Here is a 15,861-nt window from a genome sequence, read left to right on the forward strand (position 1 = left end):
GGTATTAACTGGAATTACAGTTAAGGCCAAATCAAAATGGATGAATTGCCTTCATATTCGTGGTTCACAAACGGATATTAATGCACTAAAATTATTATCTTTTGTTCTTCGTGTCGATTTTGCTGATAAGTCTTTAAATGTTTCAGGCAAAAGAACAACGGCAAAACTAAAATTCAAACCAGTAAACAAAACATTACAAACGCTGACCTCATTTAATTATGGAAGTTCAGCCAACCAAATTCAAATGCTGAACGGACATTTATTGCATCAATCTAATTATACTGGTTCTGGAAAAATAATTGCTGTAATGGACGGTGGATTTCTGGGAGTCGATACAGCCGAGCCGTTTCAGAGATTAAGAACTAACAATCAAATTCTTGGTGGATATGATTATGTAAATAAAAGTACTAATTTTTATACGGGAATTTCTCATGGCACTTCCGTACTTTCATTAATGGGTGGCTATAAAGACAATGTTCTCGTAGGAACTGCACCAGATGCCCAATATTATTTATTTATTACCGAAGATGGACCAAATGAAAATCCGGTTGAAGAGTCAAATTGGGTCGAAGCGGCCGAAGAAGCTGATAGGTTAGGAGTTGATATTATTACTACTTCTTTAGGTTATACGACATTTGACAATACAAATTATAACCACACTTATAATGATATGAATGGTACTACCACTTTTATTTCAAAAGGATTAGACATCGCTTTCAGCCGTGGAATAGTATGTGTAGTTTCGGCAGGAAACGAGGGGAATAAACCGTGGCAATATATTTCTGCTCCAGCAGATGCTATAAATTCATTGACAATTGGTGCTGTAAAAGCTGACGAAACATATGCTACTTTTAGTTCCCAAGGTCCAACATTTGACGGAAGAGTAAAACCAGATGTTATGGCACAGGGGCAAAATCCGTATGTTTCTGACGCTACGGGAACCATTACTAACAGTGGAAGCGGAACTTCTTATTCCTGTCCAATACTCGCCGGAATGGTAGCTTGTTTGTGGCAAGCATTGCCAGGCAAAACGTGTCAGGAAATCAAACAATTAATCACACAATCAGCTGATAATTTTAATCCAATAGTAAAATCACGTACTCAATATGGTTATGGAATTCCTGATTTTCGTTTAGCTTTAGCCAATGGATTATCGATTAATGCGTTTTCGAAAAATGATTTTATAGTTTATCCAAATCCAACAAGCGATTCCATTTTTATAACTTTACCAGAAGGATTCGATTCAAAAATGCTTACTATTTATAACGTTTTGGGGCAAGAAATGTTAGAGAAGAATATCTCCACTCAATCTTCCCCTATTTCATTGAAGTCCTTGAATAGTGGAATGTATTTCTATAAAATTGAATCAAATGGTTTTTCCAAAAGCGGAAAGATTATAAAACAGTAATTTTCAACCTTTCAATGAACAAAATCACGCAGCTTTTTAATATAAAATATCCAATTATTCAAGGAGGAATGATTTGGAATTCCGGCTATAAATTAGCAAGTGCTGTTAGTAATGCCGGCGGTTTGGGATTGATTGGAGCAGGTTCGATGTATCCGGAAGTGTTGCGGGAACACATTCAAAAATGCAAAAAAGCAACTGATAAACCTTTTGGAGTAAACGTTCCGATGTTGTATCCAAACATCGAGGAAATAATGAAGATTATTGTCGAAGAAGGAGTGAAAATCGTTTTTACATCGGCAGGAAATCCAAAAACCTGGACTTCTTTTTTGAAAGAAAAAGGAATAGCCGTAGTTCACGTAGTAAGCAGTTCTGTTTTTGCATTGAAAGCACAAGACGCCGGAGTTGATGCAGTGGTTGCCGAAGGATTTGAAGCCGGAGGACATAACGGCAGAGAAGAAACCACCACTTTTACCTTAATTCCGATGGTGAAAGAAAAAATACGAATTCCATTAATTGCTGCTGGAGGAATTGCAAGCGGAAGAGGAATGCTAGCTACAATGGTTCTTGGCGCTGATGCTGTGCAAGTAGGAAGTCGTTTTGCCGCCTCAGTTGAATCTTCGGCACACGCAAATTTCAAAAATAGAATTCTTGAAACCAAAGAAGGCGAGACACAAGTCACTTTGAAAGAATTGGCTCCAGTTCGTTTAATCAAAAATAAATTTTACCAAGATGTTCAGGATTTGTATTTAAAATGTCCAACGAAAGAAGAATTATCTGCATTGTTAGGCAGAGCAAGAGCTAAACACGGAATGTTTGAAGGGGATTTAATCGAAGGTGAACTCGAAATTGGCCAAATAGCAGGATTAATTCACGATATAAAATCAGCTGCTGAAATTATTGAGGAAATGATTACAGACTTTGAATTAGCAAAAAATGATGTTGTAAATTATAATTTCTAGATACTAATTTCATTACTTTTGGCTGCGCACTAATTTTATAAATGATGACAAAAATAAAAATAATTATTGTTTTGGCTTTACTTGGTTTGGGTCTGCATCAATCTTATGGGCAAACATACAAATTCAGTACCTCTAGTTTAAGTGTATTAGAAAAAAACCAAAAAGGGAATTGGGGGAAATGGTCTGATTTGAAGTTGGTCAATATTTTAGTAAAATTGGATACTGATAAAAGCCGAATTATAGTGTATTCCGAAGCTATTCAAGTATTTGAAATCGTTGACTATATCCCTTTAGAAGAAAACGAAACCGATAGTCTTTACTCTTTTACCTGCAAAGATAACAATGGTGAAGATTGTACTCTTTCGATAATTACCAGAAAAAAACAAGACAATCGCAAGCAACTTTACATCAATTATGATGACAGAATTATACTCTACAATATCTTCAATTATAAATAATTATTATAAGTTAAGATTATATTAAATTTTCTAAAATCTCTCCATCATTCAAGTTAGTATAAAGGGAATACGTAATTTTACCCAAATTAAAATTTAATATGAAAAAGATATTTTTGTTATTGTCATTTGTTGTTAGTACTAGCCTTCAAGCCCAACAACGTCCAAAATTAGTAGTTGGAATTGTGGTTGATCAAATGAAAATGGAATATTTATACCGTTTTTCGGATGATTTTTCACCAAATGGTTTCAAGCGTTTAATGAGCAAAGGATTTGTTTTTCACAACGCCAATTTTAATTATATGCCTACATATACTGGCCCTGGTCATGCGTCAATTTATACAGGTACAACGCCATCTATTAACGGAATTGTTGGAAACGAATGGTATAGCAGAAAATTGGGGAAAACAACTTATTGTACGGATGATGATTCAGTAAAAACAGTTGGTGAAGGAACGGATAAAGAAGGAGCAATGTCTCCAAAAAACCTCCAAAGCACTACCATTACTGACGAATTGCGATTAGGAACTAACTTCAAAGGAAAAGTAATCGGGATGAGTCTGAAAGATCGTGGAGCGATTTTGCCAGCAGGACATTTTGCTAATTGGGCTTTATGGTATAGTGGGACCGGAGCGTTTATTTCGAGTACATTCTATGGTTCAAAACTTCCTGATTGGGTTACTGAATTCAATAATCAAAAAAACTATTTGCCTTATATCAATAAAGGCTGGAGTCTAATAAAACCTGCAGCAGATTATAACGAAAGTTGGCCAGACGATAATCCGTATGAAGGTAAATTATTCAATTGTGACAAACCTGTTTTCCCATACAATCTTAAAGAAATGTACGATAAACATGGTGCTGAAGTAATGCGTTCAACTCCTTTTGGAAATGATTTATTAGCTGATTTCGCCAAGAAAGCTATTGAAAAAGAAGAATTGGGGAAAGATAATATTACCGATTTTCTAACCATAAGTTTTTCTTCAACCGATTATGTTGGGCATATTTTAGGACCAAGATCAATGGAGTTACAAGATACTTATTTGCGATTGGATATGACTATAGCTGACCTTTTAGACTATTTAGATAAAACCGTTGGTAAAGATAATTATTTGCTTTTCTTGACAGCTGATCATGCTTGCGCAGAAAATGCCAATTATCTAAAAGACAAAAAATATGCGGTTAAGAATTTAGATACCAAAGAAATTACTAAATCTTTGAAAAGTTTTTCTAAAGAAACCTTTGGCGATGATTTAGTAACCAATTATTCTAATTTTAATCTTTTTTTCAACAAGGAAATAATCAAGTCTAAAGGATTAGACTTGGTTAAAGTAAAACAAGCGTTCAAGGATTATTTGATAACTCAGGAGCAAGTAAAAAGAGTATATACCGAAGAAGAGATTTTGGCTTCGACGGGAAATGATTATTACCTGAATTTTATTGCCAAAGGTTATGATCCAACTCAAAATGGAGATTTGGTGGTGCTGGACAAACCGGGATATATTCAATACGGCCCAACGGGAACTTCTCACGGAACACCTTATGCTTATGACACGCACGCTCCTTTACTTTTCTATGGTTGGAAAATAAAACCCGGAGAAAGTTTTGATAAAAAAGAAATTACTCAAATTGCGCCAACATTAGCTCTTAAACTAAAAATTGAAATGCCAAACGGCACTGAAAGCAAGGTTTTGACGGAAGTTTTGGGAGAAAAATAAAAATAGTCTACTCCGTTTGTCACGCTGGAAGCGTCTCAAAAAAAAGAGTAACTTAATATAGACGCTTCCAGCGTGACAAATAGCAAGAATGAATTACTCTCAACTAGAATAACCATTTTTTGATCTCATTATTTCAAAAAAAAATCCCATTTCATTTTTCATTGAAATGGGATTCCTTATTTATAAAAACAGTAAAGCTTTCCTTATTTTACAAGAACAGCATCTTCAATAAGAATGTCGTATTTATAGCCTGCACCTAAATCTTTATTTAAAGCAACAGTACCTTTTATAGTAACTATTTCATCAACTTTTACCTTAGCTAAAGTGGTAATTGTAATGTCATTAAATCCGTTAAGACTTGTTCCGTCTTGTAAATGAATCCAGTTTTTATTCATAATTTCAGGTAAAAATTTCACCACTTTACCAGTTAAGATAACGGTTTTACCAGCTAATTTATCTTTTGTTGAATATAAATCAAATATAGAAATTCCGCCTTTGTCCAAAGTAATTCCTTTTGATAACTGAGTAGAAGAAATTATTGTTTTAGGATCTATTGGCGCTTCTGTTGCTACTGGAGCATTAGGATCTGTTATTCCCTCAACAAAAAATACAGAGTCAAAAATTCTTTTTAAATCTTTACTCTCAAATTTTTTCATTTCCATTCCTCCTTCATAAGTATAGGTTTTTCCAACTTTTACATCCGTTTTTGGAACAGCAATCCAAAATTCTTTTGCACCTTCAGTTACAAGAAGATATGTGTAAGCGTTAGCGTTTAAAACCTCTTTCACAGTAACTTGATGTGAATTTGCATTTTCAACTTTCTTTATTGTTTCTGGCTTTTCATTATTAGGTTTACATTGAATTAAAACCAATAGCGCTACTAAACCTGCCGCGCTCCAAATTATAAATTTTTTCATTTTTTTTAATTATTAATTATTAATTATTGAATGTAAAATTAACTATTTTAAAATCTAATAAATATGATAAATCTCACTTTTCTAAAAAGAATTGAGAATTTTTTACCTCTGCTCATAAGATTTGGTTTTAAAATTTTTCAACCTGAATTTGATGAAATTTATTCAAAAAAAGAATCCCACTTCATTTTTCATTGAAATGGGATTCTTTATTTATTAAACTGTTGCAGTTTCTACTGGCAACGGAATTTGATTTTTAAGTAAATCTTCAAAAGATTCTCGTTCTCTTATTAAGTGGCCTTTACCATTTTGCCATAAAACTTCTGCTGGTTTGTATCTCGAATTGTAGTTCGATGCCATCGAGAAGCAATAAGCTCCTGCATTTCTAAAACTTAAAATATCGCCTTCGTTGATTTCGGAAATTCTACGATTGTTAGCAAAAGTATCTGTTTCACAAATGTATCCTACAACAGAATAGAAACGCTCTTTTCCTTTTGGATGCGAAATATTTTCGATATGATGTTGTGAACCATAAAACATTGGTCTTATCAAATGATTGAAACCACTGTCAATTCCAGCAAATACAGTCGAAGTAGTTTGTTTTACCACATTTACTTTTGCTAAAAAGTGTCCTGCTTCACTTACCAGAAATTTTCCTGGTTCGAAAATCAAAGTTAAATCTTTACCGTACTCTTTGCAGAAAGAATTGAATCTTTTGGATAATTTTTTTCCTAATTCTTCAATGTCAGTTTCTATATCATCTTTTTTATAAGGCACTTTAAATCCGCTTCCAAAGTCAAGAAATTCAAGGTTTTTGAAGTTTTTAGCCACGTCGAATAAAATTTCAGCGGCATATAAAAACACTTCTATGTCCAAAATGTCAGAACCTGTATGCATATGGATTCCCACAATGTGCATTTTTGTATTTTCGACAATTCGCAACAAATGGGGTAATTGATGAATCGAAATTCCAAATTTACTATCAATATGGCCCACGGAAATATTAGTGTTTCCACCAGCCATCACGTGTGGGTTGATTCGAATACAAACTGGAATGTTTGGATATTTTGTGCCAAATTGTTCCAAAATAGATAAGTTGTCAATATTGATTTGAACTCCCATCGCAGATACTTCCTCGATTTCTTCAAGTGAAACACCATTTGGAGTAAAAAATATTTGGTCAGGTGAATATCCAGCGTAAAGTCCTAATTGAACTTCTTGTATAGAAACTGCATCCAAACAAGAACCCATTTCTCTCAACAATTGGAGTATGGCAATGTTTGACAGGGCTTTCATTGCATAATTGATACGCAATTTTTCTACTTTAGAGAAAGCATTTGTCAATCTTTTATATTGGGATTGGATTTTGTCGGCATCATAAACATATAATGGACTTCCAAATTGTTCTGCTAATTGTACTAAATCTTTTGATTGCATCTTGCTACATTTTTGGCAAATTTATTACTCTTTATTGGTTCACACAAGTGTAAAACTCAAAATTAACAAAATATAACAAAATGTTTCAGAATTAACATTTGTTATTGCTTTCCAAATTTATTGTAAATGAAAAGCCCTTGAAAAATAATTTCTCAAGGGCTTAAAATAGTAGTTGTGTTGTTTTATTATAAACTTGGCAAGTCGCCATTCCCTTTTGTTGGTAAATTGGTGTAACCCATTAAATAATTATCTACTTCTCTTGCTGCCTCACGTCCTTCGGAAATTGCCCAAACGATTAAGGATTGTCCTCTTCTCATATCACCGGCGGTAAAAATGTGAGGAACATTTGTTTGATAATTAGTAGCAAAATAGTTGTTGCGAGCATCAATTTTTATTCCTAATTGGTCGCTCAAAGTTTTCTCCGGACCAGTAAATCCTAAAGCTAACAAGGCTAAATCGCAAGGCCAGATTTTTTCTGAACCTTCTTTTTCTACAAGTTCAGGTCTTTGTCCAGGTTTCAGTTTCCATTCTACTTCAACGGTTTTCAAACCTACCAATTCCCCTTTTTCATTAGCAAGAAATTCTTTGGTATTGATTAACCAGTTTCTTCCACAACCTTCTTCGTGTGAAGAAGATGTTTTTAATTGCAAAGGCCAAAATGGCCAAGGAGTTGTTTCGCTTCTTCCAACAGGTGGTTTTGGCATGATTTCGAAATTGGTAACAGATAACGCTCCGTGTCTATTAGAAGTCCCTACACAGTCAGAACCGGTGTCTCCACCACCAATAACAATTACGTTTTTGCCGGTTGCTTTTACTTGGTTTTCAATTTTTTCACCATATAAAACTTTAGTTTGATGTGATAAGAAATCCATAGCCTGAACTACGCCTTTGCTGTCGGCACCTTTTGTTGGTAAAGCTCTTCTTTCGGTTGCGCCACCGCATAATACGATAGAATCAAAGCTATTCAATTGATCGATGCTGTAATTTACGCCAACATTTATATTGGTTTTAAAAACAATTCCTTCAGCTTCTAAAATAGCGACACGTCTATCGATAATCCCTTTTTCTAATTTAAAATTAGGAATCCCATAGCGTAATAATCCGCCAATGGCGTTATCTCTTTCGAAAACGGTTACGGTATGACCAGCACGATTTAATTGTTGAGCAGCTGCTAAGCCTGCAGGGCCCGAACCGATAACGGCTATTGTTTTTCCAGTTCTAACTTCAGGTGGCTGTGGTTTGATCCAGCCTTCGGAAAAACCTCTTTCGACAATGCTTTTTTCAATATTTTCAATCGCTACAGGATCTTTTATAATTCCCAAAACACACGATTTTTCACAAGGTGCAGGACATAAACGACCTGTAAACTCAGGAAAGTTATTTGTTGATTGTAAAATATTCAAGGCACTTTGCCATTCTTCCTGATGCACCATATCGTTAAAATCCGGAATCAAATTCCCTAACGGACATGCACTGTGACAAAATGGAATCCCACAATCCATACATCTTGAACCTTGTTCTTTGATCTTATCTTTCGTTAACGGAATCGTAAATTCATTATAGTTTGAAACTCGTTCCAGAACAACTACATTACTTTCGTCAGCTCTATTATATTCTTTAAATCCGCCTATCTTGCCCATAACTATTGTACTATTAGTTCTTCTAATTCTTTTTCTTTAGCAATTCTCAATAATGCTTTTTTGTATTCTGTTGGCATTACTTTGATAAAATGCTTTTGTTGATTTCCCCAGTCTTCAAGGATTCTTTTTGCCAATGGACTATTGGTATACATAGAATGGTTTCGAATCAAACGTTTCAATTTTGTCAAGTCTTCTTCTTCTAAAGTTTCAAATTCAACCATTTCCATATTACAAAATCTGCTATCGAACTGTTTTTTATCATCAAAAACATAAGCAATTCCACCGCTCATACCTGCAGCAAAATTTCTACCGGTTTTTCCAAGAACAACTACAGTTCCACCTGTCATATATTCACATCCGTGATCTCCAATTCCTTCTACAACTGCTGTTGCACCTGAATTTCTTACGCAAAAACGTTCTCCGGCAATACCATTTATATAAGCTTCACCAGTTATTGCTCCATAAAGAGCAACATTACCAATAATAATATTTTCTTCAGGTTTAAAAGTTGCAGTAGGAGGAACTTTGATAATCAATTTTCCTCCAGAAAGCCCTTTTCCTAAATAATCATTACAGTTTCCGTGAATTTTATAGGACAATCCATTGGTTGCAAATGCCCCAAAACTTTGTCCAGCAGAGCCTTCGAAATCGACTAATATGGTGTCTTCCGGTAAACCTTGGGCTCCATAAATTTTTGAAATTTCGTTACTCAAAATTGCGCCAACAGCACGATCTGTATTTTTAATTTTAAAAGTAACTCTTGTTCTTTCTTTTCTGTAAATCGAAGGAAGAGCCGCTTTTATTATATCAAAATCTAAAACATGTTCTAATTCGTGATCTTGTGTTGTGGTATTATGATTAGGTACACTATTTGCTTTTTCTGGTTTATAAAGAATAGTTGATAAATCTAAACCGCTTGCTTTATAATGTTTGATGGCTTTGTTGACATTCAGTTTTTGAGATTGTCCCACCATTTCTTTCAGTGTTCTAAATCCTAGTTGCGCCATAATTTGTCTCAACTCTTCAGCAATAAAATACATAAAGTTAATAACGTGTTCTGGTGTTCCTTTGAAATTTTTTCTTAATTCAGGGTCTTGTGTAGCAATACCAACCGGACACGTGTTCAGGTGACAAGCTCTCATCATAATACAACCAGAAGCCACTAATGGTGCAGTTGCAAAACCAAATTCTTCAGCTCCAAGCAAAGCAGCGATAGCGACATCACGACCTGTTTTCAACTGACCATCACATTCTAAAACTACTCGGCTTCTTAAATCATTTAAGATTAAGGTTTGTTGCGCTTCGGCTAGTCCAAGTTCCCAAGGAATTCCAGTATGTTGTAGTGAAGTTAAAGGTGCAGCACCAGTTCCTCCGTCGTATCCTGAAATCAAAATCACATCGGCTTTTGCTTTGGCTACACCAGCTGCGATTGTTCCAACACCAACTTCTGAAACTAATTTTACGTTAATTCTAGCTTCACGATTGGCATTTTTTAAATCAAAAATTAATTGTGATAAATCTTCAATAGAATAAATATCGTGATGTGGTGGCGGTGAAATAAGTCCAACATAAGGAGTCGAATTTCTCACTTCGGCAATCCAAGGATATACTTTTTCACCCGGTAATTGTCCGCCTTCTCCAGGTTTTGCACCTTGAGCCATTTTTATTTGAATCTCACGAGCATTTGTCAAATAGTTGATCGAAACACCAAATCTTCCTGATGCAACTTGTTTGATAGCACTATTTCTGGAATCACCATTTAAGTCTTTTTGAAAACGTTTTGGATCTTCTCCACCTTCTCCAGAATTACTTTTTCCGCCAATTCTGTTCATCGCAATAGCTAAATTCTCATGAGCTTCTAAACTGATAGAACCATAAGACATTGCACCGGTTTTAAATCTTTTTACGATTTCTGTCCAAGGCTCTACTTCATCAATTGAAATAGGATCGAGGTTGTTAAACTCGAATAATCCTCTGATAGTCATAAGATTTTTGCTTTGGTCATTAACCATATTAGCATATTCCTTATAGCTTTCCGGACTGTTTAATCGAACCGCTTGTTGCAATTTTGCAATCGTGGTCGGGTTAAACATATGTCTTTCTCCATTTCTTCTCCATCTGTAAATCCCTCCAATTTCTAAAGACAATAGACTTGCTACTTTTGAGTTTGGAAAAGCTTTTTGGTATCTTTTTTTGACTTCTTTTTCAACTTCCATAAGCCCAATTCCTTCAATTCTTGAGGGTGTGTTTGGAAAATATTTAGAAGAGAATGTTTTATTTAATCCTAAAATTTCAAAAATTTGTGCGCCTCTATAAGAATGTAAAGTAGAGATACCAATTTTGTTCATAATTTTCAATATTCCTTTTGCAATTGCCTTGTTGAAATTCTTGATTGCATATTCAGCATTTACATTAGAAATGAAACCTTTATCAACTTGGTCACGAATTATTTCGTTTACCATATAAGGGTTAATCGCACTTGCACCATAACCAAATAATAAGGCAAAATGATGTGGTTCGCGAGGTTCCGCAGATTCAATAATGATTCCAAATTTCGAACGAACTTTTAAAGTATTTAGCGAATGGTGAATGTAGGAACAAGCTAATAACATTGGAATTGGTGCCATTTTTTCACTCACTCCTCTGTCTGAAAGGATTACAATATTACAACCTTCATTTACTGCTTTGAACGTGGCAGCAATACATTTCTCTAAAGCACGCTCCAAACCATTTACCCTTTTTTTTATTTCGTATAAAGTAGAAATTGTTACTGATTTGAAATCGGGATGGTCAACACTTCTTATTTTATCCAAATCTTCGTTTGAAATAACTGGATTATGAATTTTTAATTTCTTGCAATGTTTTGGAACAATGTCAAAAATATTGTAATCACCACCAATTGCCAAGCTGATATCTGTAATGATTTCTTCACGAATACCATCCAAAGGAGGATTTGTAACTTGAGCAAATAATTGTTTGAAATAGTTATATAAAAGTTGTGGCTGATCTGATAAAACAGCTAATGGAGTATCATTACCCATTGAACTAATGGCTTCAGCGCCACCGGAACCCATTGGGTTTATTATGGTTTTTAAATCTTCAATTGTGTATCCAAATAATCTCTGTCGAGTTTGAAAATCTATGTTTTCAACAGGAATGGCATTGTCAGTATAAGGAATCTGTGCAAGGTGCAACATATTTTCATCTAACCATTTCCTGTACGGATGTTTGGTAACAACAGAATTTTTCACTTCATCATCTTCAATAATTCGTCCTGCGTTCATATCTACTAAGAACATTTTTCCTGGTTCTAATCGGCCGTGTTGGACTACATCTTCAGGTTTAATATCAAGAACTCCAATTTCTGAAGACATAATTACAAAACCACCTTTTGTAAGTGTATAACGAGATGGACGCAATCCATTTCTATCCAATAAAGCACCAATTACATTTCCGTCAGTAAAAGGAATCGAAGCTGGTCCATCCCAAGGTTCCATAATACAAGAATTGTATTCGTAGAATGCTTTCTTGTCTTCGGACATGTTTTGGTGTTTTTCCCAAGCTTCAGGAACAACCATCATCATTGCTTCTGGCAAGGAACGACCTGTCATCAATAACAATTCAACGACCATATCCATAGAAGCAGAATCAGATTTTCCTTCTAATATTATTGGAAATAATTTTTTGATGTCTTCGCCAAAAACATCGCTTTTCATCAATTCCTCACGAGCGCGCATTCTGCTAATGTTTCCTCGAAGTGTATTGATTTCGCCATTATGACACATATATCTGAATGGTTGTGCCAATTCCCATGAAGGGAAAGTATTGGTAGAAAAGCGTTGGTGAACCAAAGCCAGTCTTGTAACCAAATCATTATCTAATAAATCAGTATAATAAGGGCTAATATCTTCGGGTCTTAATAGACCTTTATATATAATAGTAGTGGTAGAGAAACTTGAAAAATAGAATCGGTGACTTTCAGAAATTCTTGAATTAATTACAATATGTTCAGAAATTTTTCTTGCAGCAAACATTTTAGCATTGAATTGCTGCTCTGTCAAATCCAAACCATTTTTGCCAACAAATACTTGTTTTACGGTTGGTTCTTTTTCGGCGGCAATTTGTCCTAAATTTGATGGGTCAACAGGAACATCTCTCCATCCTAAAATCTGAAGGTTTTGATTTTTGATTGATTCTTCAAAAGTAGTTTTGCAAAAAGCAATTTGATTTTTGCTTTTTGGCATAAAAACCATTCCCACAGAATATTCTCTTGGTTCAGGAATTTCAAAATCACAAACTTTCTTAAAAAAATTATGCGGAATATCAAATAAAATTCCAGCTCCATCTCCGGTTCTTCCGTCAGCACTTACAGCACCTCGATGGTCTAAATTTATTAGAATATCGAGTGCTTTATGAATAATGTCATTAGACTTGATTCCATTCAAATTACAAATAAATCCTGCGCCACAGTTGTCGTGTTCAAATTCTGGCAAATAAAGGCCTTGTTCTTTAACTTTCATGCTTGATGATTTTTATGCAAAAATAAAGATTTCATTAATTACATGAATTTTAAAATTTGCGTTTAACTTATTTTTACTATAATGTTAAAAAAACGTTTAATAAATAGCAATAAAGCATTCTTATACATTCAAATTGACAAAATGATAATTCAATTTTGTTATACTAGAGCAAATTGGTGTTAGACTACTAAAATTAATACTTTTTATTTAATTTTCTCAATCGATATAGTAGTTTAGATTTAAATATTTCACATAAAACGCTTCACTAATTTGCTGATGAAGGTACAAAATGTATAATTAAATAGATAATTTTTCATTAAATGATATTTATGCTTTTATATTGAAAAAAGATTTTAGTTTTAAGATGAATTTCGCTATTTTTGTACCACTTTTTAAAAGTCAAATAATTCAATCATGGATATACACGAATACCAAGGAAAACAGATATTAGCCAGTTATGGCGTGAAAGTGCAACGCGGTTATGTTGCTAACAATCCAAAGGAAGCGGTTGCTGCAGCAAAACAATTGACTGCCGAAACCGGAACAGGATGGCATGTTATTAAAGCTCAGGTTCACGCAGGTGGACGTGGAAAAGGTGGTGGAGTTAAGCTAGCTAAAAACCTTCAACAGGTTGAGGAATTAGCAGAACAAATCATTGGAATGCATTTAATTACACCACAAACTTCAGCCGAAGGTAAATTAGTGCATAAAGTGTTGGTTGCTGAAGATGTTTATTATCCTGGAGAAAGTGAAACTTCAGAGTTTTATATGTCTGTTTTATTGAATAGAAGTAAAGGACGCAATATGATTATGTATTCTACCGAAGGTGGAATGGATATTGAGCACGTAGCTGAACATACGCCACATTTAATTTTTACTGAAGAGATTGATCCTTCAGTAGGATTGCAAGCTTTTCAAGCAAGAAGAATAGCCTTTAATTTAGGTCTTTCTGGAAATGCTTTTAAAGAAATGGTTCAGTTTGTAGACGCTTTATATAAAGCTTACATCGGTTCAGATGCTTCAATGTTTGAAATCAATCCAGTTTTGAAAACTTCAGATAATAAAATCATTGCAGTTGATGCAAAAGTAAATTTAGATGATAATGCTTTGTATCGTCATCCAAAATTAGCTGAAATGCGGGATGTTCGTGAGGAAAATCCAATCGAAGTAGAAGCAAAAGAAGCAGGATTAAACTACGTTGATCTTGACGGAACTGTAGGTTGTATGGTAAATGGAGCAGGACTTGCAATGGCAACGATGGATTTAATTAAATATGCAGGTTTTGAACCAGCAAATTTCTTGGACGTTGGTGGAACTGCAGATGCAAAACGTGTTGAATTAGCTTTCCGTATTATCTTGAAAGATCCTAACGTAAAAGCAATTTTAATTAACATTTTTGGTGGAATCGTTCGTTGCGACCGCGTTGCTCAAGGTGTTGTTGATGCTTACAAAAATATGGGAGACGCTATTAAAGTGCCAATCATTGTTCGTTTGCAAGGAACTAATGCGGTTATAGCAAAAGAATTAATTGACAATTCAGGAATGCCAATTTTATCGGCTGTTGAATTTCAAGAAGCAGCTGATCAAGTAAAAGCAGCGCTTTCTTAATATTATAGATACATATCTTATAAATAAAAAAATCCTGAACTTCTCGTTCAGGATTTTTTATTTGCTATTTCTTGTATGCTATCGGATTCAATAATATGAAATCCTTTGTAATTCTTTTGAGCTGTAATGAACATTGCTTTAGCAACTGCCTCACTTTGAATTGCTTTGTACTTTTTTAAGTTTCCAATTAATAAAATTGAAAAAAGTTTGACAAAAAAAGTTCCTATTTTTTCACCCAAACGAAATTCTTTTCTCTTACCTAAAAGAAGGGAAGGTTGTAATACAGAAACACTTTCGAAATTACAATCTTTTAGAAAATCTTGAATTTCTCCCTTTGTTTTTAAATAAAAATTTGATGAAGAGGCATCAGCTCCAAGGGATGAAACAATCAAGAATTGTTTGACTTTATTTTTTAAAGCAAAAGTGGCAAACTGCATTGGATACTCAAAATCAACTTTTCTGAATGCTTCCTGACTTCCTGCTTTCTTTATGGTCGTGCCAATGGTACAAAAGAAATCATCACCAACGACTAATTCCTTGTAGCTTTCCGGCTTATCAAAATCAATAATGTGTTGCCTTAATTTGGGATGCAGAATACCTGAATCTCTTTTGACAAAAGTGAGCACTTTTTCATATTCCTGACTTTCCAAAAGAATTTCTAAAAGTTGGGAACCTATAAGTCCAGTGCTGCCAATAATCAAAGCAGTTTTCATAAATTTATGATTTTTTGTTTTTTCCGAAATTGAATTTCACTTTTTCTACTACTTGCACTTTTGGAGCAGGTTTCTTAAAAGGTTTCTTTTTTGCAGCTGGCTTTGATTTAGAAGGACTTTGATCACCTCTCGCTCTTTCTTCGTCTTTTGGTTTTGCTTTGAATTCGGGTCTTTCTGAAGCTCCTTCTTTTACTGGGATTTGTGCTTTGTGTTTTGCTATAACATCATTTGGATTTTTTGGATTTTCTTTTGTTCCTCGCAAATGAATCACCAATCCGTTTAGGAAATTGCGCAACACTTGGTCACCACATTCCACATAATTTTCGTGGTCTTCTGCTCGGAAAAAAGCACCTAATTCTGATTTAGAAATTCTAAAATCTACCAATTCTAGGATTTCAACTATTTGATCATCTCGCAACATTAGTGCGACACGCAGTTTTTTGAGTATATCGTTGTTTGTCATTTTTTACATTTTAAAGTTTAGTTTCA

At 34.3% G+C, this 15,861-nt stretch carries 11 protein-coding genes; 5 read left to right on the plus strand and 6 right to left on the minus strand.

Features of this window, described 5'->3' with window-relative positions; translation table 11 throughout:
- The 4 genes from ACH2BV_RS05360 to pafA form a co-directional block, all read left to right on the plus strand.
- Positions 1-1,408: S8 family serine peptidase (locus ACH2BV_RS05360; RefSeq protein ID WP_395049696.1), on the plus strand; the 1,408-nt coding region annotated here is incomplete at its 5' end.
- A gap of 14 nt (positions 1,409-1,422) precedes the next feature.
- Entirely contained in the window at positions 1,423-2,367 is a 945-nt protein-coding gene (locus tag ACH2BV_RS05365; protein WP_395049697.1) for an NAD(P)H-dependent flavin oxidoreductase, read from the plus strand.
- 44 nt (positions 2,368-2,411) lie between these two features.
- Positions 2,412-2,825, plus strand: a complete 414-nt coding sequence (locus tag ACH2BV_RS05370; RefSeq protein ID WP_395049698.1) for a hypothetical protein — start codon at positions 2,412-2,414, stop codon at positions 2,823-2,825.
- A gap of 98 nt (positions 2,826-2,923) precedes the next feature.
- Positions 2,924-4,540 carry an alkaline phosphatase PafA gene (gene pafA / locus ACH2BV_RS05375; RefSeq protein WP_395049699.1) on the plus strand — a complete coding sequence of 539 codons (1,617 nt, stop codon included), beginning with the start codon at positions 2,924-2,926 and terminating at the stop codon, positions 4,538-4,540.
- A gap of 203 nt (positions 4,541-4,743) precedes the next feature.
- Here the strand turns inward: pafA and ACH2BV_RS05380 are convergent, their stop codons facing one another.
- The 4 genes from ACH2BV_RS05380 to gltB all read right to left on the minus strand — a co-directional run bounded on the left by ACH2BV_RS05380 (position 4,744) and on the right by gltB (position 13,051).
- Positions 4,744-5,457 carry a hypothetical protein gene (locus ACH2BV_RS05380; protein ID WP_395049700.1) on the minus strand — a complete coding sequence of 238 codons (714 nt, stop codon included), beginning with the start codon at positions 5,455-5,457 and terminating at the stop codon, positions 4,744-4,746.
- A 213-nt stretch (positions 5,458-5,670) separates the two neighbouring features.
- Complete coding sequence (gene lysA / locus ACH2BV_RS05385; protein ID WP_395049701.1) at positions 5,671-6,891, minus strand: diaminopimelate decarboxylase; 1,221 nt, start codon at positions 6,889-6,891, stop codon at positions 5,671-5,673.
- A gap of 185 nt (positions 6,892-7,076) precedes the next feature.
- Positions 7,077-8,531, minus strand: a complete 1,455-nt coding sequence (locus tag ACH2BV_RS05390) for a glutamate synthase subunit beta (protein WP_395049702.1) — start codon at positions 8,529-8,531, stop codon at positions 7,077-7,079.
- Between the two features lie 2 nt (positions 8,532-8,533).
- Positions 8,534-13,051: a glutamate synthase large subunit gene (gene gltB, locus ACH2BV_RS05395; protein ID WP_395049703.1), complete on the minus strand. Its 4,518-nt coding sequence runs from the start codon at positions 13,049-13,051 to the stop codon at positions 8,534-8,536.
- A gap of 414 nt (positions 13,052-13,465) precedes the next feature.
- Between gltB and sucC the strand changes: the two genes are divergently transcribed.
- The gene (gene sucC / locus ACH2BV_RS05400) at positions 13,466-14,659 is read left to right on the plus strand and encodes an ADP-forming succinate--CoA ligase subunit beta (protein ID WP_395049704.1); all 1,194 of its coding nucleotides are present in this window, start codon (positions 13,466-13,468) and stop codon (positions 14,657-14,659) included.
- Positions 14,660-14,706: 47 nt separating this feature from the next.
- Here sucC and ACH2BV_RS05405 read toward each other — a convergent pair whose 3' ends face one another.
- Positions 14,707-15,372, minus strand: coding sequence for an oxidoreductase (locus tag ACH2BV_RS05405; RefSeq protein ID WP_395049705.1), 666 nt, complete (start codon positions 15,370-15,372; stop codon positions 14,707-14,709).
- A gap of 4 nt (positions 15,373-15,376) precedes the next feature.
- Positions 15,377-15,835 (minus strand): DUF1456 family protein, encoded by a 459-nt coding sequence (locus ACH2BV_RS05410; protein WP_395049706.1) that lies wholly within the window; start codon positions 15,833-15,835, stop codon positions 15,377-15,379.
- Between the last annotated feature and the right edge of the window lie 26 nt (positions 15,836-15,861).

This window comes from Flavobacterium sp., assembly GCF_043780635.1.
In the GTDB taxonomy this organism is placed as follows: domain Bacteria; phylum Bacteroidota; class Bacteroidia; order Flavobacteriales; family Flavobacteriaceae; genus Flavobacterium.

Excerpts from the sequence above, each read along its gene's own strand:
- ACH2BV_RS05365 (WP_395049697.1), top strand. The coding sequence starts at position 1,423 with ATGAACAAAATCACGCAGCTTTTTAATATAAAATATCCAATTATTCAA.
- sucC (WP_395049704.1), top strand. The coding sequence starts at position 13,466 with ATGGATATACACGAATACCAAGGAAAACAGATATTAGCCAGTTATGGC.
- ACH2BV_RS05410 (WP_395049706.1), bottom strand. The coding sequence starts at position 15,835 with ATGACAAACAACGATATACTCAAAAAACTGCGTGTCGCACTAATGTTG.
- pafA (WP_395049699.1), top strand. The coding sequence starts at position 2,924 with ATGAAAAAGATATTTTTGTTATTGTCATTTGTTGTTAGTACTAGCCTT.
- lysA (WP_395049701.1), bottom strand. The coding sequence starts at position 6,891 with ATGCAATCAAAAGATTTAGTACAATTAGCAGAACAATTTGGAAGTCCA.
- ACH2BV_RS05380 (WP_395049700.1), bottom strand. The coding sequence starts at position 5,457 with ATGAAAAAATTTATAATTTGGAGCGCGGCAGGTTTAGTAGCGCTATTG.
- ACH2BV_RS05370 (WP_395049698.1), top strand. The coding sequence starts at position 2,412 with ATGACAAAAATAAAAATAATTATTGTTTTGGCTTTACTTGGTTTGGGT.
- ACH2BV_RS05390 (WP_395049702.1), bottom strand. The coding sequence starts at position 8,531 with ATGGGCAAGATAGGCGGATTTAAAGAATATAATAGAGCTGACGAAAGT.
- gltB (WP_395049703.1), bottom strand. The coding sequence starts at position 13,051 with ATGAAAGTTAAAGAACAAGGCCTTTATTTGCCAGAATTTGAACACGAC.
- ACH2BV_RS05405 (WP_395049705.1), bottom strand. The coding sequence starts at position 15,372 with ATGAAAACTGCTTTGATTATTGGCAGCACTGGACTTATAGGTTCCCAA.